Here is a 26,851-nt window from a genome sequence, read left to right on the forward strand (position 1 = left end):
ACCGGGGCCTGTGCCGTTGTCCCGGTCTACTTGAGCAGCTTGGACAGCCGGCGGTCGGCCAACGGTTTGCCGCCGGTCTGGCAGCCGGGGCAGTACTGCAGGGAACTGTCGGCGAAGGAGACCTGGGCGATCGTGGTGCCGCAGACGGGGCACGGTTCCCCAGTGCGGCCGTGCACCCGCATGGTGGCGCGCTTGGAGTCCTTCAGTTTCTCCGCGCCCAGCCCGTGGGTGGCTTCCACCGCCTCGGCCAGGACGCTGCGGATGGTGCCCAGCAGTTCGTCGCGCTGCTCCCGGGTCAGCGAACTGCAGGGGTGGAACGGGCTCAGCCTTGCCACGTGCAGGATCTCGTCGGAGTAGGCATTGCCGATGCCGGCGAGCAGCCGCTGGTCCTTGAGGACGCCCTTGAGCTGGGCGCGGCCCGCGGCGGTGAGCACCCGGTCGAAGTCATCGGCGCTGAAGGACTCCTCGGTCGGGTCGGGGCCCAGGGTGCGCACCAGCTCGATGTCGGCCGGGTCGTGCACCACGTGGACGGCCAGGTGTTTCTGGGTGCCGGCCTCGGTGAGGTCGAAACCCTGCCCGTTGGACAGGTGCACCCGCAGCGCCATCGGCCCACGGCCGGGACGAAGCAGCTTGTCGGGCACCTCGGTGCGCCAGTGCAGCCACCCCGCGCGGGCCAGGTGGAAGACCAGGTGCACGCCCTGGGCGTCGATGTCGAGGAACTTGCCGAACCTGTTGACCGCGCTGATCTCGAGCCCGTTGAGGGCCTCGAGTGGCGGTTGGACCGTCTTCAGGGCGCTGAAGGCCACCAGTTGGGTGCGCACGATGGCCTGTCCGACGCAGGCCGCACTCAGGTAGCGGCGCAGGGCCTCCACCTCGGGCATCTCGGGCATGGTCGTCCTCTCCTTCTCACTGGGCCGCCCCGCCACGCCGGTGCTGTTCACCGGAGTGGAAGCGGGGTGGTTCGGCGGCCAGGACCCGCTCCAGCCGGGCCAGGTAGTTGCGGCGGGGCACCTCGATCGCCCCCAGCGAGGCCAGGTGCGGGGTGAGCCATTGCACGTCGAGCAGCCGTCGCTGGGCGACCTGGTCGGCGTCGAGTCCGCGCATCAGTTCGTGGACGAGCCGCATCAGCGCCACCTTGGACGCGTCGCGGCCCAGCTCGGGGTCGTGGAACATCGACTCCCCCGAGAACAGCCCAGCGATGTTGACGCCGTAGAGCCCACCGACCAGCCGGCCCTCGTCGTCCCAGGTCTCCACCGAGTGGGCCACCCCGTGTTCGTGGAAGTAGCGGTAGACCTCGATCACGTCACCGGTGATCCAGCCGCCGTCGCGGTCGGGGTTGGCGCAGCGGGTGATCACCTCGTCGAAGGCGAGGTCGACGGTGGTGGTGTAACGGCGGGCCGTCTTGCGCAGGCTGCGGCTGACCACCAGGTGGTCGGGGGGCAGGATTCCTCGGCGCACCGGTGACCACCACCCCATGTCGGTGGGGTGGTCTCCCTCGAGCAGCGGCATCGGGAAGACGCCGCTGCGATAGCCGGCCAGCGCCAGGTAGGCGTCGAACTCCTCGGAGAAGGCAACCAGGTCCTGGTGCGGCCATTCACTTTCGGGGCCGAACAGGTGCAGCACTCGTCCAGTGTGTCACTGCCCGCGCGAGTGGGGGTTCAATCCGGGTCGCGCCGGAGGTGCCTGCGCCATCGGCCGCATAGGCTGGAGGGGCTGTACCCGCGAACACCCAGGAGGCACCCCATGGCCAGCGGCAACAACTTCGGCAAGGCGCTCATTGCCACCGGCCAGAAACTCAAGCCCACCGCCGGCGGCGCGATGCGCAAGGTGCTCGAGGTCGCCATCGACGGGGCGGCCGGGGTGCCCTCGGCCAAGGAGGCTGCGTCCTCCCACCTGGGCAAGAAGTCCGATCGGGACCAGGCGATTGACGCTCTGGTCACCCAGCACATCGCACTGGCCGGCGCCCAGGGCTTCGCCACGAACCTCGGCGGCCTGGTCACCATGGCCGTCACCCTGCCGGCGAACCTGGCCGGGGTGGCCGTCATCCAGTGCCGCATGGTCGCCGCCATCGCGCACCTGCGTGGCTACGACCTGGACGACAACCGGGTCCGCAGTGCGATCCTGATGTGCCTGCTGGGTGAGTCCAGCGCCACCGAACTGATCACCGCCGGCGACCTGCCCTCGACGCCGATGGCGATCGCCACCGCCCCGGTCTTCGACCGTGACCTCGACCTGACCGTGTCCAACCACGTGCTGGGCCAGTTGCTGCAGCAGTTGGGCGGCAAGCGGATCGGGGTGCTGCTGGCCCGCCGCATCCCCGTCGTGGGCGGTGGTGTGGGGGCGGCCACCGACGGCTGGGCCACCTTCCAGGTGGCCAGCTACGCGCGCGCCGAGTTCGTGGATCGTCGGCACCGGGCCCAGTGATGCCGGGCCCCGTCACCGCCACGATCGACCTGTCCGCGATCAGTGAGAACCTCACCGCCCTGCGCACGCGGGTCGACCCCGCCACTGCCCTGCTGGCCCCGGTCAAGGCGAATGCCTACGGTCATGGGGCCGTCGAGGTCAGCCGCTACCTGGAACGCACCGGCCACGCCCAGCTGCTCGGGGTGGCCACGGTCCCCGAAGCCCAGGAACTGCGCGACGCCGGCATCAGCCTGCCGATTCTGAAGTTGTCCCACTGCCTGCCCGACGAACTGGCCGCCGCCCTGGCAGCTGGCATTGCGCTGACGGTCGTGGACGAGGACACCGTCCGCGCTGCCTCGGCGGCCGTGGTCGCGGCCGGCGCCGACCCGGTGGCGGTGCACCTGAAGCTCGACTCCGGCATGGGACGAATCGGCGCCCCGCTCGAGGAAGCCGAAGCCCTGGCCGGGCTGGTGGCCGAACTGCCCGGGCTGCGGCTGGAGGGCTTGTTCACCCACCTGCCGGTCAGCGACCTGGCCGATGACGAGGGCTTCACCAGGCAGCAGTTGGACGCGTTCGCCGCGGTGGCCCGCCGGGTGCGGGACCGGTTCGACGTGGCGTGGGTGCATGCGGCGAACTCTGGGGGGGTGCTGGGCCATGACCTGACCGGCTTCACCCTGGCCAGGCCGGGCATCGCGATGTACGGCTACTACCCCGATGCCACCACGCCCCGGTCGGTGTCGTTGCGCCAGGCGCTGCGGTGGACCTCGCGGCTGTTCTTCCGCAAGCGGGTCAGTGCGGGCACCAGCATCGGCTACGGACGCACCTGGGTGGCGCCGGTCGACACCTGGGTCGGGACGGTGCCGGTCGGCTACGCCGACGGTTTCAGCCGGTTGAACTCCAACCGCGGTTCCATGATCATCAACGGCCGGAGGGTGCCGGTGGTGGGCCGGGTCTGCATGGACCAGACCATGATCGACCTCGGTCCGGACTCGGTCGACCGGGTCGGTGACGAGGTGGTGCTGCTCGGCGGCCAGGTTGACCAGTTCATCGGCACCGACGAGCTGGCCGAGTTGATGGGCACCATCACCTACGAGGTGACCAGCCTGCTCGCGGCCCGGGTCAGCCGCCGCTACGTCGAGTAGCCGCCGCCCTGAAGGGCCCAGTGGGCGGTACCGACCAGGGCACTGCGGGTGGGGTCCGGTGAGATCGAGACGGGCAGCGTCAGTCGTCCGGCCAGGTATTCGCTCACCAGCTCACGCGACTGGGCGATCGAGCCACCGATGACCAGCGCCTCGGCACCGAAGCGATCCAGCACCGGGACCATCGCCTCGGCCAGCGCCGCGAAGGCGTCGTCGAAGACCTCCAGCGCCGCCGGTTCGACGGCATAGGCCCGCTCGGCGATCTCTTTCACGTCGAGCCATTCGCCGGTCAGGTCGCGGTAGGTCGCCCGGATCGCAGCGCGGGAGACGATCTCCTCCAGCGGGACCCCGTTGATGCGGATGGTGTGCACCTCACCCAAGTGCGGCACCTCGTCCCCGGAGGTCACCGGCAGGCCGTCGGCGATGAAGGCCGAGCCGATGCCGGTGCCGAGCGTCATGGCCACCCCGCGGCGGCAGCCCCGCAGCGCACCGGCCAGCCACTCCCCCACCCCGAAGGCATCGGCGTCGTTGATGAAGTGCACCGATGCCGCCGACAGCCCCCTGCGCAGGTGGGCGCCGACGTCGACCCCGTGCAGCGACTGGAACTTGTCCACGCCGGTGTAGTCCCCGATGCCGGACGGGTAGTCGAACGGACCGGGAACCGCAGCCCCCCAGACCGACCCGGGTGGGGCGAGCAGCCCTCGTCCGGCCTCGACCAGCAGCGCCAGCAGTTCGTCGGCCGGGGCAGCGTTGTTGAGGCCGACCCTGTCAACCACCTCGACATCGCCGGACTCACTGGCCCAGGCGGTGGTGACATGGGTGCCACCCACCTCGAGGACGGGTAGCTGTGTCATGGGCTCAGTACAGCATGGCCAGTTCCGGGTCCTCCAGCAGGGAGGCGACTTCCCGCAGGAAGCGTGACCCCTGCTCACCGTCGATGAGGCGGTGGTCGAAGCTGATCGACACGGTGGTCACCCAGCGCGGTTCGATCCGTTCTTCGACGCCCTCACCGACCACCCACGGCTTGCGCTCGATCGCACCCATCGCCAGGATCGCCGACTCGTTGCCGTTGATGACCGGGGTGCCCGACTCGATGCCGAAGACCCCCACGTTGGTGATGGTGAAGGTGCCTCCGTGGTAGTCGGCCGGCTGCAGCTTGCCCTCCTTGGCGACCTGCACCAGGGAGTTCACCGCCCGGCACAGGTCGAGCATGCTCATCCGCTGGGCGCTCTTGATGTTGGGCACCATCAGCCCGCGCGGGGTGGCCGCGGCGATGCCGAGGTTCAGCTCACCGTGCTGGACGATCTCGTAGTTCTCCTCGTCCCAGGAGGAGTTGATGTCGGGGTTGTTCGCCATCGCCAGGCAGACCGCCTTGGCGTAGATCAGCAGCGGGCTGACCCGCAGGTTGGCGAACTCGCGGCGGCTGCGCAGCCGCTCGACCATGTTCATGGTCGCGGTGACGTCGATGGTGACCCATTCGGTGACGTGCACATGGGTGTTGACCGAGTTCACCATGGCCTCGGCGGTCACCTTGCGCACCCCGCGGATCGGGATCCTGCGCTCCCCGGCGGTCTGGTAGCGGCCGTGGGGCGGGTCGGAGACGAAGCTGGAGGTGTCGTGGTCGGCCGGCCCGAAGTTGGGTTCGGTGCCGGGACCGGTGACCCGCGCCTGGGAGGCGAGGCTGGCCATCGCCGCGGCGGCCTCGACGTCGGCGCGGGTGATGCTGCCGTGGGGGCCGGTGCCGGAGACCTCGGACAGGTCGACACCGAGCATGCGGGCAAGTTTGCGCACCGGGGGCTTGGCCTTGATGGAGTCGACCCCGCCGGCCAGCACCAGCTCGTGGCTGCGGACCGGTTCGCCGGGGGGCGGCAGCGGGTCACCGGTGGCCTGGGCGACCACCGGGTGCGGTTCGGCGATGTCGTCGGGCCGGCGCGAGGGTTCGTTCTGGACGAAGGAGTTCGCCAGGGCCTGGGCCGCGCTGGGGGTGTCGTCGGCGGCGGCGCAGCCGGGGCGGGCGCCGCGGCGGCGTCGTCCGCTGGTGGCCTTGGGGCCGTAGCCGACCAGCATCGGTTCGGGTGCCTCGGCCTCGGGCCCGGGGTCGGCCCCCGAGCCGGCGTCGTCGATGACGATGACGGGGGTGCCGATGGCGACCACCTGGCCCACCGGCACCAGAATCTGATCGACGCGTCCCGACCAGGGGATCGGCAGTTCGACGATCGACTTGCTGGTCTCGATCTCGAGGACGATGTCGTTGACCTTGACCTCGTCGCCCTCCTGGACGTGCCAGGCCACGATCTCGGCCTCGACCAGGCCCTCACCGGGGTCGGGCAGGTTGAATTCCTTCATCAGTACCCCATTGACTCGTCGACGGCATCCAGGATCCGGTCCACGCCGGGCAGCCAGTCCTCCTCCACCCGGCTGAACGGGTAGGGGGTGTCGTAGCCGGTTACCCGCAGCACGGGTGCTTCCATCAGGTAGAACAGTTCTTCACCCAGCCGCGCCGAGATTTCGGCGCCCAGGCCGAGGTTGCGGTGTGCCTCGTGGACGACGATCGCGCGCTTGGTGCGCTTGACCGACTCGACCAGGGTCACCATGTCGATCGGGGACAGGGTGCGCAGGTCGACCACCTCGATGGAGCGGCCCTCCTCCTCGGCGATGCTGGCGGCCTCCAGGCAGGTCTTCACCTGCGGGCCGTAGGCGAGCAGGGTCACATCGGTACCGCGGCGCACCACCTTGGCCTGGTGCAGCGGCCAGGGTTCCTTGTCCTGCTCGTCGACCTCACCCTTCTCGTGGTAGCGCCGCTTGGGCTCCAGGAAGATGACCGGGTCGTTGGAGGCCACCGCCTGCTGGATCATCCAGTAGGCGTCGTTCGGGTTCGAGCAGGTGACCACCTTCAGCCCCGGGGTGTGCGCGAAGTACGCCTCGGGGGACTCGGAGTGGTGCTCGATCGCCCCGATGCCGCCGCCGTAGGGGATGCGGATCACGATGGGCATCTGGATGCGCCCCGAGCTGCGGAAGTGGAACTTGGCCAGCTGGGTGACGATCTGGTCGTAGGCCGGGTAGACGAAGCCGTCGAACTGGATCTCGACGACGGTGCGGTAGCCGCGCATGGCCAGGCCGATGGCGGTGCCGACGATGCCCGATTCGGCCAGCGGGGAGTCGATCACCCGGTCCTCACCGAAGTCCTTCTGCAGGCCCTCCGTGATGCGGAACACGCCGCCCAGCTTGCCGATGTCCTCACCGGCGAGCAGCACCTTGGGGTCGGCCTCGAGGGCTCGGCGCAGGCCGGCGTTGAGGGCCTTGCCCAGGGTCATGGTGGTGGCCTGGTTCATCACTCACCGTTCCCGTTCGGGCCGAAGGAGTCGACCCAGGCGAGGTATTCCTCGCGCTGGCCGCGCAGTTCGGCGGTGGTTTCGGCGTGGACGTGGTCGAAGATGACCTCCATGGGCCGCACCTCCAGGTCGTGGCAGGCCCGGCGGACGTCGGCACCGAAGTCGTCCAGCTGCTGGTCGAGGTCGGCCAGCCAGGCGTCGTCGAGCTCGTCCTGGGCGAGCAGGTGGGCCTTGACCCGTTCGATCGGGTCACGGCCGCGCCAGTGTTCGTCCTCTTCGGCCAGGCGGTACTTGGTGGGGTCGTCCGAGGTGGTGTGCGCGCCCCGGCGGTAGGTGAAGGCCTCGATGAAGGCGGGGCCCTGGCCGTCGCGGGCACGCTTCATGGCCCACTCGGTGACTGCCTGGACGGCCAGCACGTCATTGCCGTCGACGCGGATGCCGGGGAACCCGAAGCCGCGGGCCCGCTGGTAGAGCGGGATGCGGGACTGCCGGTCGGTCGGTTCGCTGATCGCCCACTGGTTGTTCTGGCAGAAGAAGACCACCGGCGCGTTGTAGGAGGCGGCGAAGACGTAGGCCTCGTTGACATCGCCCTGGCTCGAGGCGCCGTCACCGTGGAAGGCGAGCACGGCGGCGTTGCGCTCGGGTTCGGGGTTGCCGACCATGCCGTCGAGCTGCAGGCCCATGGCGTAGCCGGTGGCGTGCAGGGTCTGCGAGCCGATGACCAGCGTGTACAGGTTGAACCGGAAGGTGAACGGGTCCCAGTCGCCCTGGCCGGTGCCCCGCCACAGCTTCAGCATGTCGGCCACCGGGACGCCCATGGCCAGCGCCACGGCGTGTTCGCGGTAGCTCGGGAAGACGAAGTCCTGGCCAGCCAGCGCAGAGGCGGCGCCCACCTGGGCGGCCTCCTGCCCGAGCAGCGGGGGCCACAGCCCGAGTTCGCCGTGGCGCTGCAGGGCGGTGCCCTCAGCGTCGAAGCGGCGGGCCATCACCATCTGGCGCAGCATTCCCCGCAGCTGGTCGGCCGTGCCGTGCCAGCTGAAGTCCTCATGGTCAACCCGTTCACCCTCGGGGGTGAGCAGCTGCACCATGTCCTGCGGTTCGCGTGAACGCATCCGCGCTTCCGGGTCAGTCACCCCGACCAGAGCACTCATTCGTTGATCCTCCCCATCGGGAACTCCACGCTTCCTACGCTACCGTAGGTTTCCCGGCAGGGGGTTGTGGGATTCCCACCGTGCCGTGGCTGCCGCGTTGGACGTCTCCGATAGTCTCTGGCTGCCGCATGCTGCGGCCCGAGAAGAGGACCTGAAATGTTCCCACGTCTGCTCCGGCTCGTGACCGGAATCGGGCTGGCCCTGGCCATGCTGACCACCCTCGCCCAACCCGCCCGTGCCGATGAGGACGCCGACACCTCCGCCCGCAGCACCGACCAGCGCCCCACCATCGGGCAGCGCGTGGCCTCCGCCGCCGCCAACACCGCCCCCACCCCGACGACCCTCGGCCCCTCGGCCACGGCCGAGGAGACCAACGCCGTGGCCCGGCTGAACAGCTACCGGGCCAGGGCCGGGCTGCCGGCGGTCAGCCTGGTCGGGGTGCCCGGCGCCGTGGTCAACCACGCCAAGTACCTCGACATGAACCTGTGGGTGACCGGGCTCGATTTCTGGTCCGAGGACCCCTCGCTGCCGGGCTACACGGCGGCCGGCGACGCGGTCGCCAACCAGACCTGGCCGGGCCCGTCCAGCATGGGGACGCTGTCGCAGCTGATCGACTGGTGGCTGGCCGACCCCGAGGGGCAGTACTACTCGCTGCTCGACCCGAGCATCAGCACGGTGGCCTTCACCCGCCAGGGCGACATCGTCCTGATCTGGGCGCCCCGGGGCGTCGACAACGCGACCTACCCGGTGAACTTCCCGGCCGGCCAGAACTTCGGGCTCACCACCATGCCGGCCGACCCGGCGGCCTACTACACCCAGGGCTGTGAAGGTTCGGCCTGGGGCTTCCCGATCACCTTCCAGTTCGACCCGCGGCTGTACGGCGAGATGTGGGTCAACCAGGTCGACGTGCGCATCGACGGTTCCCGGATCGCGGTCTGCCCGGTGAACAACGTGATGGACGTGTCCACCACGGGGCTGGTCACCCTGGTGCCGGCCGTGGTGCTGCCCCGCGGGGCCCATGTGACCGCCTCGGTCACCGCCACCGCGTTCCACCGTGACGGCAGCGGCTCGAGCGTGGTGACCTCGAGCACCGAGTTCTCGGTGCAGGCCCAGGCCACCAGCACGCCCGGCGACCAGACCGGGGACAACACCGCCGACGTGCTGGCGGTCACCACCAGCGGTGAGCTCATGCTGTACAAGGGGCGGCGCCCCGGCACCATCGGCTACGGCTTCCAGGTCGGGCGCGGGTGGAACGAGTTCACCTGGTTCAGCCACACCCCCGACGTCAACGGTGATGGCCGTGAAGACCTGGTCGGGCGCCGCGGCGACGGCCACCTGTACCTCTACCTCGGCCAGGGCATGGGCTCCTACACCGCCGGCCGACGGGTGGGGCAGAACTGGAACGGCCTGCGCAACCTCACCGTGGTGGGTGACATGAACGGCGACGGCACCCCCGAGGTCATCGGCATCGGCCCCGAGGGCAACCTCTACCGCTACACCCTGACCACCAACGGCTTCATCAACGCCTCACTGATCGGCAAGAACTGGAACGGCATCGCCCTGACCACCTCGGTCGGCTCGTTCAACACCGGTGACAAGTTCGCCGACCTGATCGCGGTGGGCACCAACGGCAACCTGTACGCCTACTACTCCGGACCGGGTGGCACCATCATCCAGGCCGCCCAGATCGGACGCGGTTGGACCGGTTTCACCGCCCTGTTTTCCTCCGGCGACCTGAACGGTGACGCACGCCCCGACCTGGTCGGGCGCAACACCGCCGGGGTGCTGTACAGCTACCAGAACAACCTGGGGTCGTGGGGACCTGCCCGGCAGGCCGGCACCGGCTGGAACGGCATCCGCCTGTTCGGGTGAGCAGAATCGGGCCAGACGCGCTTACACTGGCTCAGAGTTTTCCCGCCGACCCCGAGGAGGCGCACCGTGCGTGCTCACAGGTTCTTCACCAAGGCCGTCGCGGTCATCGCCGCGACTGCGACGGCCCTGACCATGCTGGCCGGAACGGCTGCCGCCGACCCGACCAGCGACCCGACAGAGGCTGACGCCAGCAACTCGCCGCAGCGCAAGATCCACACCCCGGTGACGCCGCTGGCGTCGAGTGACCCGGGCCTGGCGCCGCAGGACGCGATCGTGTCCACGATCAACGAGTTGAACCTGTACCGCTCCAAGGTGGGCGCTGCGCCGGTGGTCTATGACTCGAGCATGCTCTCGGCCCTCCAGGCCCACGCCAACTACCTCGAGTTGAACAAGAACGACCCCAACCTGAACCCGGCCAAGGAGGAGCCCGGCAAGCCGGGCTACACCGCCCAGGGCGCTGCCATCGCACAGTTCACGCTGGCGGCCTCGGGGGTCAACGCCAACCAGTTGGCGCTGCGCCTGTGGATGATGGACCCCTGGGAGCGCAGCGCGCGCCTGCTGCACCCGCTGACCAACGGCATCGCGTTCGCCCAGACCGCCACCTTCCTGGTGGCGGCGGTGAACTTCAACAACGCCACCCAACAGGCCTGGCCGCAGGTCTTCCCGAATGCGCAGAACCAGAACGATGTGGTGTTCAACTCGACCGCGGCCAGCTACTACGCCAGCCAGTGCACCCAGAAGCCGGCCGCCTGGGGCTTCCCGGTCACCGTCCAGTGGGACCACCAGACTCTCGGGGCCGTGAGCAATGTGCAGGCCATGCTCTACCGCGACGGGGTGCCGGTGCCGTTCTGCCTGCTGAACAACCGCGACCACCTCGACATGGACGCGCTGGTCGTGCTGATGCCCACCGCACCGCTGGTGCCCGGTTCGTACTACACCGGCACCGTGACCGGGACCGCGGCCCGCAAGGCCGGCGGCAGCGAGTCGGTCAGCGCCACCATCAGCTTCACCACCTCGGCGCAGACCCGGGTCTGGGGTGACCAGACCGGCGACAACATCGGTGACCTGCTCGGCATCGACAACAGCGGCAACCTGCGCATCTACAAGGGGCGCACCCCCGGCACCTTCGGCACCAGCTGGGTCGTCGGTGGCGGCTGGGGCAGCTTCACCTGGTTCAGCCACACCCCCGACATCAACGGTGACGGCCGTGACGAGCTGATCGGTCGCCGCAGCGACGGTAACCTGTACCTGTACTTCGGGCAGGGCATGGGCTCCTACGGTGCGGCCCGACTGGTGGGCCGCAACTGGAACGGGCTGGACAACATCACCGTCGTCGGTGACATGAACGGCGACCGCCTGCCCGAGGTGGTCGGCATCGGCAACAACGGCGCCAACCAGGGCAAGCTGTTCCGCTACACCCTGACCACCAACGGCTTCACCGGTGCCGCCGAGATCGGGACGGGCTGGAACAGCATCAAGTACATGACCAGCCTGGGCTCGTTCAACACGAACGACTCCACCGGCGACATCATCGCGGTGGGCACCAACGGGAACCTGTACGTGTACTACACCGGCGGTGGCCGCATCATCCAGGCCGCCCAGATCGGGCGCGGCTGGAACAGCTTCACCGCGATGTTCTCCCCCGGTGACCTCAGCGGCGACGGGCACCCCGACCTGGTCGGACGAAACGCCGCCGGCACGTTGTACAGCTACACCAACCAGCGCGGCTCCTTCGGCGCCGCCCGCCAGGCCGGCACCGGCTGGAACGGGTTCCGCCTGTTCGGCTGACCCGGTCACGACCTGGCCCAGCATTTCACCCCGTCGGAAATCCGGCGGGGTGAAATGCTTCCCAACGCCGAACGATTCACCTACGGTAAGTCGGACCAACTTCTGGTGAACAACTCGCAAAAGTTGTCATGCCAGCATTGCCCCATCAGGTCGCCGTCGACCAGAGTTGCGGGGGAGTTCGTACTCGTCACACCTTCAAGGAGAATCATGGCTCTCAGCCCTCTCACCGGGGTTCGCCGCGCGGTGACCGCCGTCGGCGTCAGTGCCGCGCTAGTCGCCGGCGGGCTCGTTGCCCCCGCGTTCGCCGAGGCGAAGACCCCGTCCAGACTGCTGCCGAACGCAGCCTGCGTGGCCGGCACCCCCATCGAGATCTACAGCTTCAACGACTTCCACGGCCGGATCGGCAGCCTGAGTGGTAGCACCTACAACTATCTGGCTGCCAAGCTGTTCACCCCCGTCGAGCAGTCTCGCGCCGCCGGCAACAACGTGGTGCTGCTGTCCAACGGTGACAGCATCGGTGGGTCGACCTTCGAGTCGGCCTCGCAGAACGACAACCCGACCATCGCGATCCTCAACGCGATCGGGCTGCAGGCCTCGGCCACCGGCAACCACGAGTACGACAAGGGCATGTCTGACCTGCAGTCACGCTACGCGGGCACCAACGACAACGTGGTGCCGCAGTTCCCGATGCTCGTCTCCAACGTGCGCAACGCTGCCGGCAACGTGCCGGCCCCGCTGAAGGCCTACGAGATCATCGAGGTCGACCACGACGACGACGCCAACACCCCGGCCATCCGCATCGGTGTCATCGGCGCCGTGACCGGCGACCTGCCCGGGCTGGTCAGCCCCGGTGGCATCGCCGGGCTGACCGTGGGTGACCCGGTGCAGGCCGTCAACGACGTCGCCGCCGACATCGCCGATGAGACCGACATCATCGTCGCCCAGATCCACGAGGGTGCCGCCAACGGGTCGGGCACCGCCGCGTCGAACGCCGCCGCCAGCCCCGCGTTCAAGTCGATCCACGAGAACATCAGCACCGATGTCAACGTCGTGTTCACCGGCCACACCCACCAGCTCTACAACTGGACCACCTCTGATGGTCGTCCGCTGCTGCAGGCGGCCTCCTACGCCACCAAGCTGGCCAAGGTGACCGTCAACGTCGAGGACAACGGCACCATCTGCGGTGACACCACCGCGGCGCTGGTCGATCCCGCCGCCGCCCCCGACGTCACCCTCCCGGCGATCCAGGAGATCGTCGAGATCACCCAGGACGCGATCGCCGAGTCCGACGTGGTCGGTGCCGTCAAGGTCGCCACCACCGACGGGCCGCTGAGCCTGCCCAACGGGCTGAACGTCCCCGACGTCCGCGACCTCGAGTCGCCGATCACCAACCTGGTCGCCGAGTTCTTCGGTGACGTGCTGAGCAACAACGACCAGTACCGGGGCAAGAAAATCATCGGTGTCCAGAACCCCGGTGGCACCCGCGCCGGCCTGCCCGCCGGTGATGTCACCTACAAGGACGCCGCGCTGGCCCTGCCCTTCGCCAACACCATCAAGACCACCGAGCTGACCGGCGCCCAGTTCAAGAAGGTGCTCGAGCAGCAGTGGCAGCGCCTGCCAAACGGCACCGTGCCCAGCCGTGCCTACCTGCGCCTGGGCCTGTCGCCCAACACCAGCTACACCTACGACGAGTCGCTGCCCGAGGGTTCGCGCATCACCGGCATCTACTTCGAGGGCCAGCCGATCAGCGACACCGACGTGTTCACCCTGGTCTCGGGCAACTTCCTGATCGAGGGCGGCGACCAGTTCTACGAGTTCGCCAACGGCGCCAACACCCGTGACACCGGCCTGGTCGACCTGACCGCCTTCACCGAGTGGGTCGGCGACCAGGGCACCATCTCGGCCCCGTACGGCAACGTCGGCGCCTCCGTCAAGGGCGCCACCCAGCTCGTCGAGGGCCAGTCGGCCACCTTCCAGGTGGGCGTCCCGCAGGGCGCAGGCCTGGCCCGGGAGACCCTGGACAGCACCGGCCTGAACGCCACCAAGAACACCACCGCGACGGCCTACATCGTCCAGGGCTCGACCAAGCTCCAGGTCGGTTCGGCCGCCGTCGTCGACGGCCGGGTCACCAACCTGCAGGTCCAGGTCCCGGTGAAGTCGGGCCTGAACAGCGGCGGGGCCACCCTGCTGATCGAGGCCACCCCCGGTGGCACCACGGTCCAGTGGGCGGTCAACATCGTGGCCGCCGGCCCGACCTTCGCCTGGGGTGACCAGTCCGGCGACAAGATCGGCGACATCATCGCCGTCGACGCCAACGGTGTGCTGAACACCTACTACGGCCGCAGCGGCGGCCTGAGCTCGCTGGTCACCAAGGCCGGCGGCGGCTGGAACAACTTCACCTGGATCTCCCACACCCCCGACGTCAACGGCGATGGGATCGACGACCTGCTGGCCCGCAAGGCCAACGGCGAACTGCTGCTGTACTTCGGCGCCACCATGGGCCAGTTCAGCTCGCCGCGCCTGGTCGGCACCGGGTGGAACAACCTGGCCAAGCTGGCGGTCGTGGGTGACATGACCGGCGACGGTTCACCCGAGGTGGTCGGCATCGGCACCAACGGCAACCTCTACCGCTACACGCTGACCACCGGTGGCCTGAAGGATGCCCGCCACATCGGCAAGAACTGGCAGTCGATCACCCAGATCACCAGCGTGGGCGACTTCAACGGTGACGGCACCGCCGACATCCTGGCCACCAACGCCGCCGGGGACCTGTTCACCTACTACACCGGCCCGGGTGGCACCATCATCCAGGCCGCGAAGACCGGTCAGGGCTGGGCAGGCTTCACCGCCTTCTTCGCCCCCGGTGACCTGAACAATGACGGCCGCGTCGACCTGGTCGGTCGCAAGGCCAACGGTGTGCTCTTCCTGTACACCAACGACGGCAACGGCAAGTGGGGCGTTGCCAAGCAGATCGGTCACGGCTGGAACGGTTTCACCCTCTTCGCCTGATCACCTGTGATCTGACCCCCAGGACACCACGAGGGCCCGTCGGCACTGCCGGCGGGCCCTCGCGCGTTCCCTGCTCACCTGCCCTTGGGTCTTCGCGTGGCGTCGAAAGCCCTGTCCAACCGGTCGTCCTCCACCACGGAGTACTCAAGGTCCTGGTAGTCGTAGATGCTCAGGTTCCGGTCGGAGGAGGCTGCGGCAGCAGCATCTCCTGCAGTCGCTGGTAGACCCCCTCGTCGGTCGGCGCGGCCAAGCAGTACTCCGGTTTCTTGTAGTCGTAGAGGCTCACCACCGGGCCGCTGGGATCCGGAGGAGGCAGCTCGCCACTCTGGTCGGGCACCTGCCCCAGCTGCTGGGCACTGACGAAACCGTCCGGGAGCGAGGAGCCGTAGCGCTTCTGGTACTCCTCCCACACATTGACGTGGTCATGCCCACCGACGGGGTCGGTCACCCCATGGGTGCCACCCAGGGTGAACTTCGTCCCCACGGCGTCGGGCATGAAGTCCGTGGTCGGGTTGGGATTCTCCTGGAGTTGGGTCAGGATGTCGTCGCTGGTGCGGTAGGCCCGCACCAGGCCACCATTGACCTCGGCAAGCAGATTGGCCATGCTGATGCCGCGGGTCTCGGCGATGTAGGTCATGGTCGCCTCGCTGACCCCGGCCGCATTCGCCGTGATGACGGGGTTGCCACTGACCATTGCGGCCACCGACGCCAGCCGTCCGCCCAGGGAGTGCCCGGCGTAGAGCACGTCACCCTTCAACGAGGACTTGTTGATGGCCTCGGCGATCGCGATGACCATCGCACTCTGGGGCCCCAACCCGATGCCGCCGAAGATGTTCTCCTTCAGCAGGTCGATCTGGTTCGGGTCATCGAAGTGCGTACCCGAGAAGGCCACCACGATCGTCCCTCGACAACCTTGGCCAGCATGGGCACGATGGTGAAGTTCCACCACAGCGCCAGGTCGGCCAGCGTGGCAATGACAAACCCGAGCAGGCTGAGGCCCATCGTGAAACCGGCCATGGCAGTGGCACCGATCAGCCCGATCGCCACCCGTGCGCAGAAGATCGCCAGCTCGGCCAGGACGACCATGGCGATCTCGTAGATGCGCAGCCGTGCGCTGGCACTGTTGCGGGCCAGCGCGTCCAGGTTGGGGATGAAGGCCCGGGTCACCTTCGTCGTGGAGCGCATGCACTTCCATTGGGCCGCCGCGTAGTGCTGGAAGGCCCACTTGCTCTCACCGGTCCAGTTCGGGGCCGAGCCGGCGATGTCGTCCATCACGTAGACATGCTCATCGAGCCCGGCAGCGATCCTGTTCAACCGGTCCACCGACTCGCGGTAGCCGCTCATGCTGCCCGCCAGGTCGGCCAGCGCCCGGGCGATCGGGACGAAGTTCTTGCGCACCTCGTCCAGCAGGACACCGGAGATGCCCTCACCGACCACCTTGGCCAGCATGGGCAGGGCGCGGGCCAGGCCGCGGCTGCCGGGGCTGCTGGTGCCGTCGAAGGTCCGGTACTGGGCCAGCAGCTGCTGGGCCAACTGGCCGATGCTGATGCCGCTGGTGCTCAGGCAGCGCAATGCCATGAGCCGGCGGTTCGGGGCGATGTCCACCTTGGCGTGCTGGCTGGAGACCCGGTGGGCCGGGTGTTGTCGGCGAATCTGCTCCGCCTGCAAACGCATGCTGCGGACAGCATTTCTGACATTGTTCTGTAACAGCTTTACAGACCATTTGGTCGGTTGGCCCCGTACTGCTGGTTGTACTCGTGCTGCACGTTGTCCGAACCGTGGCCCGCGACCGGGTTCTGGGACCCACCCAGGTCGAACTGGGTGCCGTGGTGGTCGGGCATCAGCCCTGAGGTGATCGGCCAGTCCTCCTGCAGGTTGGTCAGGATGTCGTCGTCGGTGCGGTAGGCGCGGACCAGGCCACCAAAGGTGTCGGCGAGCAGCTGTTCGCGGGTCATGCCGTTCTGCTGGGCGATGTAGTCCATGGTGGCATCGCTGACGCCGGCCGCATTCGCGGTGACCGCCGGGTTACCGCTGGTCATCGCGGCGATGGCGGCCAGCCGCCCACCCAGGGAGTGACCGCCGTAGATGACGTCACCCTGGCGGTCGCTGTCGCCGATCGCCTGCGCGATCGCGATCGCCATCTCCGACTGCGGGCCCATGCCGGTGCCGCCGGGCACGTTCTCCTTGAGCAGGTCGGTCTGGGCGGGGTCGCTGAAGTCGGTGCCCTCGAAGATGATCACCACATTGCCGTCCTCGTCCTGGTAGACGTGGGCGGCGAACCCGTTCTCGTCATTGCTGAGCATGTCGGGGGTGAGCCCCAGCTCGGCCAGGGTGTCGGGGTCGCTGACCTCGCTGAACCCGGGTGGGATGTCACCGGCCATCATGTCGATGACCAGCCCGTCCCGCGGGTCGGGGTCGGTGCCGAACATGGAGCCGGCCATGCTGTCGGCGTCGACGCCGTAACCGATGCCGGGGTCCTGCCCGGTCTGCAGCGCCGTCCCGGCGCGGGCCATCGACTCACCGAGCTGGCGGACCTGGCCGAGGTAGGCATTGCCCTGCTCGGCGACGTCACGCATGACCTCGGCCATCACCTGCATCTCGGTGGCCAGGAACTCCAGCAGCCAGGCGATGAAGTCGGCCACCATCTTCGCCAGGATCGCCCCCGAGACGATGATCCCACCCGGGACGAAGGCGAGCCCGAGGGCCACCTTGAACCAGAAGATGTTGGGGGTGACGTAGCGGATGACCTCGTCAAGGATGTTGGCCACCATCGCCATGATCATCTGCCGGGCGGTGGCGGTGTTCTGCGCGATGCCCTCGATGCTGGGGCCGATGACGCCCACCAGTCCCTGGGCGGCTGCCATGGAGTCCGACTGCACCCGCGCGTAGGCGGCGAACACGTCGGCCGAGGTCCCGGCCCACTGCTGCGCCGACCCGGTGGCGGCCTGCATGCCGGCCGCGTGCTCCCCCAGCGCCTCGGCCAGTTCGTCGAGGGTGGCCCTGGCAGCACGGATGGCCCCCGCGTCGCCGGTGAGTTCGGTGAGCGCATCGTCGAAGGGGCCGAAGTAGCTGATCACGGTGGCCGCCAGCCAGGTCAGGGCGGTGCTGACCAGTTCGTGGACCGCGGCCGGGAAGTCGAGCCAGTCCAGGGCGGTGGGCAGCAGCATCCGCAGCGGGTTCCCGGCGCTGAAGGCGTCCGCCCCGGCGGCGGCGCCCTGCTCGAGGATGTCCCCAGCCAGCGCCCAGTGGGCCCGCGGGGTGACCTCGACGGCCGCCGGTGCGGGGCCGGGCGCCGGGGCGCCGGCGGAGAAGATGGTGGTGATCAGGTCGAGTGCCTGTTCCTCGGTGAGCCGGTAGGCCTCGGCGGTGGCGCCCAGGCCCCCACTGATGCTGGTCACCGCGGCGGTGGCCGCCTCGAGGAAGGCGGTGATGTCCTCATTGGTGGCGGGGAAGGTGTGGGTGGCCGGCGGTTCCAGCAGGTGGCCGAAGGCCCCGACCGCAGGGCCGTGGGGGCGGGGTGCCCCGGCCAGGCCGGCGGCCTGCTCGTCCACCGCGGAAGCCATCGCCTGCAGTTCGGGCACACTCCAGGTGCTGGTGCTCATCGTGGGGCTCCCAGGTCTTGTTCGGCCTGCGCGAGGGCCTCGGCGAGCGCATCGTTCAGGGCGGGCAGCGGCAGCTCGGCCGACCAGCTGGTCACGGTGATGCCGTGCAGTTGGCCGGCCTGGTTGAGGCTGAGGGTGACATGCCCCCCGGACGAGCGGCCCTCGCCGACCACGCCCGCCGCCTGCGCGGAGGCCTGTTCGGCCGCCGCCATCCGGTGGCGCAGGTGGTCACACAGCTGCTGCATCATCACCGCCGGTGGGGCTTGCGGGTCGACGCCGGCGGGCAGCTGGAAACGTCGCCCGCCCAGGCCGGGTGAGGGCTGGTCCGGGTCCTGGGGCAGGTCGGCGACCCCGATGCCGTCGCCGGCCGGGCGCCCACCGGTGGCCACCTCGTGCAGCGCGGTGAAGTCGGCGGCCAGGGCGGTGCCGGCCAGGCCGGTGGCGAGCACCCGCAGCGCCTGCAGCCGCCCGTCGGGGGCGAGGTCGACCTCGGCGTGCCTGCTGGTGGCCCGTCGTCCGGGGTTGGCGCGGCGCAGCCGGGCGGCGGCCAGGCGGTAGGAGCGGGCGGCCTCGCGCAGTCGCGCCTCGGCGGGCAGGTCGGGTCGGGGCGTGCTCACCGGGCCAGCGTAGGCCGCGGGCGGGGTCAGTTCCGGGCGAGCGTGGCGACCATGACCGCCTTGATGGTGTGCATGCGGTTCTCGGCCTGGTCGAAGATGACCTCACGCTGGGCCTGGAAGACCTCGTCGGTGATCTCGAGGGCCTCCATGCCGGTGAGCTGGTAGACCTCCTCGCCGACGGTGGTGTTGCGGTCGTGGTAGGCGGGCAGGCAGTGCATGGCGATCACGTCGGGGTTGCCGGTGGCATCCATCACGGCGGCGTTGACCTGGTAGGGCGTGAGCAGGTTGATCCGCTCGGTCCAGACCTCCTTGGGTTCACCCATCGAGACCCAGACGTCGGTGTAGATGACGTCGGCCCCGGCGACACCGGCGGCGACGTCGTCGGTCAGGGTGATCCGGGCGCCGGTCTGCTCGGCGACCGCGCGGGCCTGGGCCACCACCTCGTCGGTGTTGTGCAGCTGGGTCGGTGCGACCATCCGCACGTCCATGCCCATCAGCGCACCAGCGGCCAGCACCGAGTTGCCGACATTGTTGCGGGCATCACCCAGGTAGGCGATGGTCACCTCGTCCAGCGGCTTGTCGACCCACTCGCGGATGGTGAGCTGGTCGGCCAGGGTCTGGGTCGGGTGCCATTCGTCGGTCAGGCCGTTCCACACCGGCACCCCGGAATGCTCGGCCAGCTGCTCCACGGTGTCCTGGCCGAAGCCGCGGTACTCGATGGCATCGAACATCCGGCCGAACAGCAGCGCGGTGTCGACGATCGACTCCTTGCCGCGGATGTGGCTGCCCGTCGGGTCGAAGTAGGTGGTGTGCGCACCCTGGTGGGCGGCGGCCACCTCGAAGGCAGAACGGGTCCGCGAGCTGGACTTCTCGAAGATCAGGGCGATGGTGCGCCCCAGCAAGCGCTGCTGCTCGACACCGTCGCGGCGCTCCTGCTTCAGCTGGGCGGCCAGGTCGAGCAGGCTGCGCCATTCGTCAGGGGTGAAATCAAGTTCCTTGAGGAAGCTGCGTCCGGTGAGCGATGTCATGGGCCCACGTTAGCGGTCACCCCCGACACGGCAGGATGGTGCCCATGACGAACCCACACGTGCTGTTCCTCTGCTGGGGCAACATCTGCCGCAGCCCGATGGGTGAGGTGGTCGCCACCGAGGCCGCCGACCAGGCGGGGGTGGCGGCCCGGTTCAGCAGTGCCGGCATCAGTGACGAGGAGCACGGCAACACGATGGACCCGCGGGCGGTGCGGGTACTCGTCGAGCACGGGTACCGTCCGGAGCTGCACCGGGCGCGGCAGGTGACCAGGGCCATGCTCGCCGACGTCGACCTGGTGGTCGCCGCCGAGCAGTACCACCTGGAGCGGCTGCGCCGCCTCGGCACCGACCTGCCCGAACTCCGGCTGGTCAGCGACTTCGACCCCGCAGCCGCCCCGGGTGACCCGCTGCCCGACCCCTGGTACGGGGACCAGGCGGACTTCGAGGAGACGCTGGCGGCGCTGGAACGCTCGATGCCGCGGCTGCTCGACAGGCTGCGCGAGCTCGACCACTAGTCTTGCCCCATGACCTTGTTCCTCGTGGGCGGTGCCCCCTCCGACCAGCTCTCCGACGTGCATGACGTCTTCGCCGCGAGTGTCGCCGCCCGGCTGCGGGGGGCCGCGAGTCGTCGTCCGCGGGTGGCCTACGTCAGCGCGGGGCCGGCCGAGCAGGCCCAGCAGTACACCGCCGCCTACCTGGACCCGGTGCGCTCCCGGCTGCCCGAGGTCGAGGTCACCGAGGTGTACCTGCCCGAGTGGCCCGAGGACTTCGACGGGGTGGACGCCATCATCGTGGCGGGCGGCCACACCCCCACCTACCTCGAGCACCTGGCGCCGCACCGCGACCAGCTCGCCCGGCTGGTGCGCGACGACGTGCACTACCTGGGCTACTCGGCCGGCGCCCAGGTGGCCTCACGCCACGCGCTGGTCGGCGGCTGGCGCCGCGAGGGTCGTCCGGTGGGTTCCCAGGAGTGGTCCGAGGGGTTGGACGAGGTGAGCGTCGTCGACGGGCTGGCGCTGATCACCCCGACGGTCGCCACCCACAGCGACGTGGCCCTGCACGACGGGCTGCTGACCGGCATCGTGGAGTCTGCGGTGACCCGCACCGCCGTCGGCATCGACGAGGACACCTGCCTGGTGGTCGACCCGGTCAGCGGCCGCACGGCCCACTACGGCCTGGGCCGGGTGCGCTGGTTCAGCCGCGAACCGCTCGGGGTGATGGTGACCACCCAGTACCCGGATGCCTGACGCTAAGGTAGGGCCATGCAGATCTTGGTGGTTGATGACGACCAGGCGGTGCGTGACTCCCTGAAGCGTTCGTTGTCCTACAACGGCTACGAGGTCACCACCGCGGCCGACGGGCTGGAAGCGCTGGCGCAGCTGTCGGCGATTCGTCCCGATGCCGTGGTGATGGACGTGATGATGCCCCGCCTCGACGGGCTCGAGGCGACCAGGATGCTGCGCTCGACCGGCAATGACGTGCCGATCCTGATCCTCACCGCCCGCGACGCGGTCAACGACCGGGTCGACGGCCTCGACGTGGGTGCCGACGACTACATGGTCAAGCCCTACGCCTTGGACGAGCTGCTCGCGCGGCTGCGGGCGTTGACCCGGCGTGCTCGTCCGGAGCCGGAGCACAACCCCGAGGTCAAGCAGTTCGAAGACCTGGTGCTCGACCCGCAGACCCGTGAGGTGACCCGCAACGGGCGCCGGATCAGCCTGACCCGCACCGAGTTCGCCCTGCTGAACGTGTTCATGGACCACCCCCGCCGCGTGCTGGAGCGGGGCTGGCTGCTGAACGAGGTCTGGGGCTTCGACTTCCCGACCACCGCCAACTCCCTCGAGGTCTACATCGGCTACCTGCGGCGCAAGACCGAGGGAGAAGGTGAGTCCCGTCTGCTGCACACCGTCCGTGGCGTCGGTTACGTGCTGCGCGAGACCCCCCCGTAGGCCGCGTGCGCTGGTTGACTGCCTGGCGTCGGATCCTGCCGCGCCTCCAATCGGGACTGCCCCTGGGTCGGCGTCTGGCCACGATGACGCTGCTCAGCCTGACCGGCGTGGTGCTGGCGGTGGGGGCCACGGCCTACTTCGCGACCCAGGCCTCACTGTTCCGCCAGCTCGACAACACCCTGATCGGGATCGGCCACACCCTGGTGCCGACCGTGGAGCAGATGCCGACCACCATGGGTGGGCTGACCGCCGACGCCACGACGACCGCTGATGTCACCCTGCTGGTGGTGCGGGCCGACGGCACCGTGACCGGCATTCCCGGGGTGAACACGGTGATCACCCCCGGCCCGCAGGAACTGGCGGCCGCGCGCACCCAGACCGCGTCCGACCCGCGCACCCTGACCACCGGTTCGGGGCTGCGGTTCCGCGTGACCGCGGTGCCGTTCACCAGCGACGGCAACAACTACGCCCTGGTGGTAGCCCGGCCCCTCGACGCCACCGAGGCGACCCTGCGGCAGCTGTGGTGGGTGCTGCTCGCGGTGGGCCTGGTCGGCATGATCACCGTCGGCCTGGGCGGCTGGTGGGTGAGCCGGCAGACTCTGGCGCCGATCCGGCAGTTGTCAAAGGCCGTCGCCCAGATCACCGAGACCGACCAGCTGACGCCGATCCCCTCGGCCAGCACCGACGACCTGGGCAACCTGACCGAGTCGTTCAACACCATGCTCAACTCCCTGTCCTCGTCGCGGGAACGCCAGAAGCGGCTGATCGCCGACGCGGGCCATGAGCTGCGCACCCCGTTGACCTCGATGCGCACCAATGTCGAGTTGCTGGTGGCCGACGAGAACCGGCACATGCTGCCCGACGGCGCCCGCGCCGAGATCCTGCACGACATCGCGGCCCAGCTCGGTGAGTTCACCTCGCTGGTCGGTGACCTGGTGCAGTTGTCGCGGGAGGACAAGGCCACCGCGGCACCCGAGGCCCTCGACTTCGCCGAGGTGGTGCGCTCGGCGATCACCCGGGCCCGCCGCCGCGGCCCCGGCCTGCGGTTCGACGTCGAACTCGACCCGCTCTACATCATGGGTGAGGCCGACACCCTGGAACGCGCGGTCACCAACCTGCTCGACAATGCCGTGAAGTTCTCACCCCCCGGCGGGACCATCCGGGTGCACCTCGAGGGTGACGTGCTGCGCATCTCGGACGAGGGACCCGGCATCGCCGAGGAGGACCTGCCGCACGTGTTCGACCGGTTCTTCCGTTCCGACCGGGCCCGCAGCACGCCGGGCACCGGGCTGGGCCTGTCGATCGTGGCGCACACCGTGCAGGCCCATGGTGGCTGGGTGCGCGCCGGTCGGGCCGCCGAGGGCGGCGCCGAGTTCACCATGCACCTGCCCGGCAGCACTCACGCCCCCGACGAGTTGTTGCCGGACGAGAGCGCCAGCCGTCCGTCAGCCTGAGCGAGGCTGGCCTGGTCGGCAGCCCGCCGACCGGCGGCCCGGATGGACTCGGTCTGCTGGCCGGCGTGAGAGACCCGGGTGCGCCGCACCCCGACCCGCGGGTACTTGGCGCTGATGAACTCACCGACCTCGGCCGACTTGGCGCGCATGGCCAGGGCCACCGATGAGAGTTCCTTGCCGGTGGCCGGGCGTTCGCGGGCGACGGCCTCCTCCACCGCCCTGGCCTGGGCGGCGCTCAGCCGGCTGGCGATCCGCTGGATGAACCCGTCATAGAACACCCCACGGGCGGTGCTGGTGTGCACCGAGCCGGACAGCTCACGGTGTGCCCCCGACGCGAGCCACCGGTCGGCGGCAGCGACCAGCTGCACCACCAGCGAGCGGTACAGCGCCTCGACGGTGTTCAGGTCGCTGGGCATGCCGATCGGGTAGACCTCCGACTCGCCACCGCGCATCAGCACCTCGACGTCGTTGACCTGGGCGATCACAGTGAACAGGCGGCGCAACGCGGTGACGTGGCGCTGGCGCGGCCGCCCGATCACCACGGTGCGTTCCTCCACCACCTCCCGGGACTGGCTGAGCTCATCGGCGCGGCGGGCCAGGGCCAGGTCGATCGAGTACCGGGTGGCCAGTTCCTGCGCCTTGGTGACCAGCGCGTCGGCCTCCTCCCGGGAGTGGGTGGTCTCGGCCTTGCGCAGCAGTTTGCCGATGACGGCGGCGGCCTTCTGGCTCATGGCGTGACCTCCTGGTCGGGTTGGTCGAAGAGGCGTTGGAGTTCTGCTGCCTGCCGGGGCAGGTCGACGTGGCGCAGCAGCCGCACCAGCGCCGCGCGGAAGACCGGCCCGTGGGCGGGCTGCTCCACGCCGCCCGGGGTGTGGTGGGCCAGGTGGTGGGCCAACTCGTGCAGCACCACCAGCCGCGCGGCACCCCAACTGGCCAGGGCGATTTCAGCCGGGTCGGCGCCGCGGGCGGGTTGGTAGTGGGACTGCCGCTCACCGCGCCGCTGCCGCACCCGCACCGGCGGCAGGCCGAGCTCGAGGCAGGTCAGGGTGCAGAACAGGGCGGCGGCGGCCAGGTCGGCGAAGTCGTGCTCGGCTTCGACGCTGACCAGGCGCCCGTCGACCAGCACGGCGGTGCCGGCACGGGCCCAGCGCTGCAGCCGGTCCTCGCACAGGTAGACCCGGTCGGCATCAGGGTCGGCGACCATGGCTGCCCCCTCTCCAGTCGGCTCGCAGCGGCAGGTGGGTGGGCAGGCTGCGGCGGGGTCCGTGTCGTGGGGGCAAGCCCTGGGACAGCAGCGACAGTTCGAGGCGGTAGCGATGGGGCCGGAAGGGTTCCAAGGCCTCCTCGGCGGGGCCGCCCAGGCGCCACTCGACCACTCCCGGCACGTGGTAGTCCCCGATGCTCCAGGCGTCCGGGTCACCCAGCACCTGCTGGCGCACCTTGGCGGCAGTCCAGACCCCGATGCCGGGCAGGCTGGTCAGGGCCCGTTCCAGGGCCTCCCCCCGGGGGGTCACGTCCAGGCCTGCGTGGCGGGCGAGCACCCGTTCCAGGGCGGGGACCTTCGCCATCGTCCGGCGCAGGGTGGCGGCCCGGCGGTCGTCGATGCCGACCTGCACCGCCTCCCAGCCCGGCAGCGCGGCCCACTGCTCGGCGGTGGGTGGGGCGACCAGCCCATGGGCGGGGTGGTGCTCGTCCTCGGCGCCGGGAGCGGGTTCCCCGAAGCGGCGCACCAGCCGCCGCAGCGAGGTGAAGGCCTCGGCCCCGGTGACCTTCTGCTCGATGACAGCCGCCGCCAGCGCCTCGGCCAGCAATCCCGTCGCCCCCAACCGCACCGGTGCCGGCGGGAACAGTTCAGGCCGGTCGTCGGCCCCCAGCTGGGTCGGGGCATGCTCGAAAGCCCAGGCGGTCCCCTCACCCCAGGCCCGGACGACCACGTCGTCGCCCTCGCGGCGGAAGTGCACCAGGGCGGGACCCGGCGCGGGATGCATCGCCCGCCACCAGCCGTCGTGGACCCGGCGCAACGTCGGGTCACCGTGACCGCGCTGCAGGCGCGTCATCACGGCATCCAACGAACCGGCCAGGCCGGTGACGACGGTGCTGCTGGGCATGTCGTCCAGAGTAGGTGTCGGCACTGACAAGTAACCTGATCTGCGTGGCACACTCGCACTCGCACGGCGACACGGCCGACCTGACGCCCGAACAGAAGGAGCACCAGCGGTTCGCAGCGCGGATCCTGGCCATCCTGCTGGTCCCGCTGGCCGTGCTCACCTTCGCCTCGCTGGTGCTGATGTGGCCCCAGGACACCGCCTCCCACATCCGGGAGGACACCGGCATCGTCCGGGTACCGGGCACCACCTACCAGCGCGGCACCATCACGGAGGTGACCGAGTCGTCCTGCGACGGTGAGGTCGGCAGCTTCCCCGGGGACACCACGATCTGCGCCACGCTGACCGTGCGGGTGGACGACGGCCCCGACGCCGGGTCACTGCAGAGCTTCCGACTGACCTCGGCGGTCTACCAGTCCGGCGCCTCGGTCGGTGAACAGGTGCGGATGTACCGGGTGCCGCTGGAGGGCACCGAGGCGGTCTACTCTTTCATCGACTTCGAACGCCAGACCCCGGTGATGTTCTTCGTCCTGCTGTTCGCGGCCCTGGTGGTGGCGGTGGCCCGGCTGCGGGGATTCCTGGCGCTGGTCGGGTTGGGGTTCGCGTTCTGGATCCTGATCGAGTTCATGATGCCCAACCTGATCCAGGGCAAGGACCCGGTGATCGTCGGGGTGGTCGGCAGCGCGGCGATCATGTTCGTGGTGCTGTACACGTCGCACGGGTTCACGGTGCGCACCACCACCGCCCTGGTGGGCACCCTGTTCGGGCTGCTGCTGGCGGCGATCCTGGGGTTGATCTCGGTGAACTGGGCGCACCTGACCGGGGTCACCCATGAGGACGACTTCATCCTGGCGGCCTCGGCGCCCGACCTGCGGATGACATCGGTGGTGATCTGCTCGATGATCGTGGCCGCACTGGGTGCGCTGAACGACGTCACCATCACCCAGGCCTCGTCGGTGTGGGAGCTGGCCAAGACCGTCAAGAGCCCCTGGCAGCTCTACCGCAGCGCCATGCGGATCGGCCGCGACCACATCGCCTCGACGGTCTACACCATCGCTTTCGCCTCGGCCGGCGCCGCCCTGAGCGTGCTGCTGCTGATCCAGATCTACGACCAGAGCCTGTCCGACCTGGTCTTCGAGGAACTGTTCGCCGGTGAGATCCTGCGCACCATCATCGGCTCGATCGGGCTGGTGCTGGCGGTACCGCTGACCACCGGCATCGGGGTGCTCGCGGTCTCGGTCGGACGATCAGCTGCGCGGGAGGCCGGTTCCGGCGAGCTGGACGAGCTGGACGAACTCGAGGGCGGCGAACCCCTGGTCGAGGCGGCGGGCTCCCCCCGCTCACCGTCGGCGGGCGCCGGCGACCACTCCGCCTTCCAGCGCCCCACCGACTGAGACCGGCG

At 69.6% G+C, this 26,851-nt stretch carries 23 protein-coding genes and 1 pseudogene; 10 read left to right on the forward strand and 14 right to left on the reverse strand.

Annotated features, from left to right (window positions below; genetic code table 11):
* Nucleotides 1–26: 26 nt before the first annotated feature.
* Together ACQE3C_RS09595 and aat are read right to left on the reverse strand one after the other, a co-directional pair.
* Nucleotides 27–890, reverse strand: coding sequence for an Fpg/Nei family DNA glycosylase (locus ACQE3C_RS09595; RefSeq protein WP_434538963.1), 864 nt, complete (start codon nucleotides 888–890; stop codon nucleotides 27–29).
* Nucleotides 848–1,623: pseudogene (aat, locus tag ACQE3C_RS09600) on the reverse strand (leucyl/phenylalanyl-tRNA--protein transferase). Before aat ends, ACQE3C_RS09595 begins: the two are co-directional and overlap by 43 nt.
* Before the next feature lie 120 nt (nucleotides 1,624–1,743).
* On the opposite strand from aat, the gene ACQE3C_RS09605 reads away from it, so the two are divergent.
* Together ACQE3C_RS09605 and alr are read left to right on the forward strand one after the other, a co-directional pair.
* Nucleotides 1,744–2,424, forward strand: a complete 681-nt coding sequence (locus ACQE3C_RS09605) for an EcsC family protein (protein WP_434538964.1) — start codon at nucleotides 1,744–1,746, stop codon at nucleotides 2,422–2,424.
* A complete protein-coding gene (gene alr / locus ACQE3C_RS09610; protein WP_434538965.1) occupies nucleotides 2,424–3,545 on the forward strand; it encodes an alanine racemase in 1,122 nt (373 codons plus the stop codon). The genes ACQE3C_RS09605 and alr overlap by 1 nt, the downstream gene beginning before the upstream one ends.
* Here alr and ACQE3C_RS09615 read toward each other — a convergent pair.
* Genes ACQE3C_RS09615 through pdhA form a run of 4 tightly spaced genes read right to left on the reverse strand, consistent with a single transcriptional unit; the run spans nucleotide 3,533 to nucleotide 8,025 of the window.
* Nucleotides 3,533–4,396 (reverse strand): ROK family protein, encoded by an 864-nt coding sequence (locus ACQE3C_RS09615; protein WP_434538966.1) that lies wholly within the window; start codon nucleotides 4,394–4,396, stop codon nucleotides 3,533–3,535. The genes alr and ACQE3C_RS09615 overlap by 13 nt on opposite strands.
* A 4-nt stretch (nucleotides 4,397–4,400) precedes the next feature.
* A complete protein-coding gene (locus ACQE3C_RS09620) occupies nucleotides 4,401–5,888 on the reverse strand; it encodes a dihydrolipoamide acetyltransferase family protein (protein ID WP_434538967.1) in 1,488 nt (495 codons plus the stop codon).
* Complete coding sequence (locus ACQE3C_RS09625; protein WP_434538968.1) at nucleotides 5,888–6,874, reverse strand: alpha-ketoacid dehydrogenase subunit beta; 987 nt, start codon at nucleotides 6,872–6,874, stop codon at nucleotides 5,888–5,890. The genes ACQE3C_RS09620 and ACQE3C_RS09625 overlap by 1 nt, the downstream gene beginning before the upstream one ends.
* Complete coding sequence (gene pdhA, locus ACQE3C_RS09630) at nucleotides 6,874–8,025, reverse strand: pyruvate dehydrogenase (acetyl-transferring) E1 component subunit alpha (RefSeq protein WP_434538969.1); 1,152 nt, start codon at nucleotides 8,023–8,025, stop codon at nucleotides 6,874–6,876. The genes ACQE3C_RS09625 and pdhA overlap by 1 nt, the downstream gene beginning before the upstream one ends.
* Before the next feature lie 180 nt (nucleotides 8,026–8,205).
* Between pdhA and ACQE3C_RS09635 the strand changes: the two genes are divergently transcribed.
* The 3 genes from ACQE3C_RS09635 (at nucleotide 8,206) to ACQE3C_RS09645 (ending at nucleotide 14,694) form a co-directional block, all read left to right on the forward strand.
* The gene (locus ACQE3C_RS09635; protein ID WP_434538970.1) at nucleotides 8,206–9,897 is read left to right on the forward strand and encodes an FG-GAP repeat domain-containing protein; all 1,692 of its coding nucleotides are present in this window, start codon (nucleotides 8,206–8,208) and stop codon (nucleotides 9,895–9,897) included.
* Between the two features lie 66 nt (nucleotides 9,898–9,963).
* Nucleotides 9,964–11,685 carry an FG-GAP-like repeat-containing protein gene (locus tag ACQE3C_RS09640; protein ID WP_434538971.1) on the forward strand — a complete coding sequence of 574 codons (1,722 nt, stop codon included), beginning with the start codon at nucleotides 9,964–9,966 and terminating at the stop codon, nucleotides 11,683–11,685.
* A 207-nt stretch (nucleotides 11,686–11,892) separates the two neighbouring features.
* Nucleotides 11,893–14,694 carry a 5'-nucleotidase C-terminal domain-containing protein gene (locus ACQE3C_RS09645; protein ID WP_434538972.1) on the forward strand — a complete coding sequence of 934 codons (2,802 nt, stop codon included), beginning with the start codon at nucleotides 11,893–11,895 and terminating at the stop codon, nucleotides 14,692–14,694.
* 169 nt (nucleotides 14,695–14,863) lie between these two features.
* Here ACQE3C_RS09645 and ACQE3C_RS09650 read toward each other — a convergent pair whose 3' ends face one another.
* The 5 genes from ACQE3C_RS09650 to argF are packed head-to-tail and all read right to left on the reverse strand — an operon-like array spanning nucleotide 14,864 to nucleotide 19,941.
* Nucleotides 14,864–15,586 (reverse strand): hypothetical protein, encoded by a 723-nt coding sequence (locus ACQE3C_RS09650; protein WP_434538973.1) that lies wholly within the window; start codon nucleotides 15,584–15,586, stop codon nucleotides 14,864–14,866.
* Nucleotides 15,535–16,368: a hypothetical protein gene (locus tag ACQE3C_RS09655; RefSeq protein ID WP_434538974.1), complete on the reverse strand. Its 834-nt coding sequence runs from the start codon at nucleotides 16,366–16,368 to the stop codon at nucleotides 15,535–15,537. The genes ACQE3C_RS09650 and ACQE3C_RS09655 overlap by 52 nt, the downstream gene beginning before the upstream one ends.
* A 38-nt stretch (nucleotides 16,369–16,406) precedes the next feature.
* Nucleotides 16,407–18,296 (reverse strand): hypothetical protein, encoded by a 1,890-nt coding sequence (locus tag ACQE3C_RS09660; protein ID WP_434538975.1) that lies wholly within the window; start codon nucleotides 18,294–18,296, stop codon nucleotides 16,407–16,409.
* The gene (locus ACQE3C_RS09665; protein ID WP_434538976.1) at nucleotides 18,293–18,913 is read right to left on the reverse strand and encodes a hypothetical protein; all 621 of its coding nucleotides are present in this window, start codon (nucleotides 18,911–18,913) and stop codon (nucleotides 18,293–18,295) included. Before ACQE3C_RS09665 ends, ACQE3C_RS09660 begins: the two co-directional genes overlap by 4 nt.
* 26 nt (nucleotides 18,914–18,939) lie before the next feature.
* Nucleotides 18,940–19,941 (reverse strand): ornithine carbamoyltransferase, encoded by a 1,002-nt coding sequence (argF, locus tag ACQE3C_RS09670; protein WP_434538977.1) that lies wholly within the window; start codon nucleotides 19,939–19,941, stop codon nucleotides 18,940–18,942.
* 44 nt (nucleotides 19,942–19,985) lie between these two features.
* Between argF and ACQE3C_RS09675 the strand changes: the two genes are divergently transcribed.
* From ACQE3C_RS09675 to ACQE3C_RS09690, 4 genes are read left to right on the forward strand one after another with little or no spacing between them, the layout of a single operon-like run.
* Nucleotides 19,986–20,456, forward strand: a complete 471-nt coding sequence (locus ACQE3C_RS09675) for a low molecular weight protein-tyrosine-phosphatase (protein WP_434538978.1) — start codon at nucleotides 19,986–19,988, stop codon at nucleotides 20,454–20,456.
* Between the two features lie 9 nt (nucleotides 20,457–20,465).
* Nucleotides 20,466–21,188, forward strand: a complete 723-nt coding sequence (locus ACQE3C_RS09680; protein WP_434538979.1) for a Type 1 glutamine amidotransferase-like domain-containing protein — start codon at nucleotides 20,466–20,468, stop codon at nucleotides 21,186–21,188.
* 15 nt (nucleotides 21,189–21,203) lie between these two features.
* On the forward strand, nucleotides 21,204–21,890 hold the full coding sequence (locus ACQE3C_RS09685) for a response regulator transcription factor (protein ID WP_434538980.1): 687 nt from the start codon (nucleotides 21,204–21,206) through the stop codon (nucleotides 21,888–21,890).
* Nucleotides 21,891–21,946: 56 nt separating this feature from the next.
* The gene (locus ACQE3C_RS09690; RefSeq protein ID WP_434539055.1) at nucleotides 21,947–23,344 is read left to right on the forward strand and encodes an ATP-binding protein; all 1,398 of its coding nucleotides are present in this window, start codon (nucleotides 21,947–21,949) and stop codon (nucleotides 23,342–23,344) included.
* Here ACQE3C_RS09690 and ACQE3C_RS09695 read toward each other — a convergent pair.
* From ACQE3C_RS09695 to ACQE3C_RS09705, 3 genes are read right to left on the reverse strand one after another with little or no spacing between them, the layout of a single operon-like run.
* Nucleotides 23,290–24,075: a DUF2786 domain-containing protein gene (locus ACQE3C_RS09695; protein ID WP_434538981.1), complete on the reverse strand. Its 786-nt coding sequence runs from the start codon at nucleotides 24,073–24,075 to the stop codon at nucleotides 23,290–23,292. The genes ACQE3C_RS09690 and ACQE3C_RS09695 overlap by 55 nt on opposite strands.
* Complete coding sequence (locus ACQE3C_RS09700) at nucleotides 24,072–24,548, reverse strand: hypothetical protein (RefSeq protein ID WP_434538982.1); 477 nt, start codon at nucleotides 24,546–24,548, stop codon at nucleotides 24,072–24,074. The genes ACQE3C_RS09695 and ACQE3C_RS09700 overlap by 4 nt, the downstream gene beginning before the upstream one ends.
* Nucleotides 24,532–25,452: a DNA-3-methyladenine glycosylase family protein gene (locus ACQE3C_RS09705; protein WP_434538983.1), complete on the reverse strand. Its 921-nt coding sequence runs from the start codon at nucleotides 25,450–25,452 to the stop codon at nucleotides 24,532–24,534. Before ACQE3C_RS09705 ends, ACQE3C_RS09700 begins: the two co-directional genes overlap by 17 nt.
* A gap of 44 nt (nucleotides 25,453–25,496) precedes the next feature.
* Here ACQE3C_RS09705 and ACQE3C_RS09710 point away from each other — a divergent pair, with 44 nt between their 5' ends.
* Nucleotides 25,497–26,843, forward strand: a complete 1,347-nt coding sequence (locus ACQE3C_RS09710) for a YibE/F family protein (RefSeq protein WP_434538984.1) — start codon at nucleotides 25,497–25,499, stop codon at nucleotides 26,841–26,843.
* Nucleotides 26,844–26,851 lie beyond the last annotated feature (8 nt).

Source organism: Aestuariimicrobium sp. Y1814, from assembly GCF_050113895.1.
GTDB lineage: Bacteria > Actinomycetota > Actinomycetes > Propionibacteriales > Propionibacteriaceae > Aestuariimicrobium.

What these genes read in the sequence shown, in the direction of transcription:
- ACQE3C_RS09700 (WP_434538982.1), bottom strand. Translation starts at nt 24,548, where the DNA reads ATGGTCGCCGACCCTGATGCCGACCGGGTCTACCTGTGCGAGGACCGG.
- ACQE3C_RS09695 (WP_434538981.1), bottom strand. Translation starts at nt 24,075, where the DNA reads ATGAGCCAGAAGGCCGCCGCCGTCATCGGCAAACTGCTGCGCAAGGCC.
- pdhA (WP_434538969.1), bottom strand. Translation starts at nt 8,025, where the DNA reads ATGAGTGCTCTGGTCGGGGTGACTGACCCGGAAGCGCGGATGCGTTCA.
- ACQE3C_RS09595 (WP_434538963.1), bottom strand. Translation starts at nt 890, where the DNA reads ATGCCCGAGATGCCCGAGGTGGAGGCCCTGCGCCGCTACCTGAGTGCG.
- ACQE3C_RS09680 (WP_434538979.1), top strand. Translation starts at nt 20,466, where the DNA reads ATGACCTTGTTCCTCGTGGGCGGTGCCCCCTCCGACCAGCTCTCCGAC.
- ACQE3C_RS09655 (WP_434538974.1), bottom strand. Translation starts at nt 16,368, where the DNA reads ATGCGTTTGCAGGCGGAGCAGATTCGCCGACAACACCCGGCCCACCGG.
- ACQE3C_RS09685 (WP_434538980.1), top strand. Translation starts at nt 21,204, where the DNA reads ATGCAGATCTTGGTGGTTGATGACGACCAGGCGGTGCGTGACTCCCTG.
- ACQE3C_RS09615 (WP_434538966.1), bottom strand. Translation starts at nt 4,396, where the DNA reads ATGACACAGCTACCCGTCCTCGAGGTGGGTGGCACCCATGTCACCACC.
- ACQE3C_RS09675 (WP_434538978.1), top strand. Translation starts at nt 19,986, where the DNA reads ATGACGAACCCACACGTGCTGTTCCTCTGCTGGGGCAACATCTGCCGC.
- ACQE3C_RS09620 (WP_434538967.1), bottom strand. Translation starts at nt 5,888, where the DNA reads ATGAAGGAATTCAACCTGCCCGACCCCGGTGAGGGCCTGGTCGAGGCC.
- ACQE3C_RS09645 (WP_434538972.1), top strand. Translation starts at nt 11,893, where the DNA reads ATGGCTCTCAGCCCTCTCACCGGGGTTCGCCGCGCGGTGACCGCCGTC.
- ACQE3C_RS09705 (WP_434538983.1), bottom strand. Translation starts at nt 25,452, where the DNA reads ATGCCCAGCAGCACCGTCGTCACCGGCCTGGCCGGTTCGTTGGATGCC.
- ACQE3C_RS09625 (WP_434538968.1), bottom strand. Translation starts at nt 6,874, where the DNA reads ATGAACCAGGCCACCACCATGACCCTGGGCAAGGCCCTCAACGCCGGC.
- alr (WP_434538965.1), top strand. Translation starts at nt 2,424, where the DNA reads ATGCCGGGCCCCGTCACCGCCACGATCGACCTGTCCGCGATCAGTGAG.
- argF (WP_434538977.1), bottom strand. Translation starts at nt 19,941, where the DNA reads ATGACATCGCTCACCGGACGCAGCTTCCTCAAGGAACTTGATTTCACC.
- ACQE3C_RS09605 (WP_434538964.1), top strand. Translation starts at nt 1,744, where the DNA reads ATGGCCAGCGGCAACAACTTCGGCAAGGCGCTCATTGCCACCGGCCAG.
- ACQE3C_RS09660 (WP_434538975.1), bottom strand. Translation starts at nt 18,296, where the DNA reads ATGAGCACCAGCACCTGGAGTGTGCCCGAACTGCAGGCGATGGCTTCC.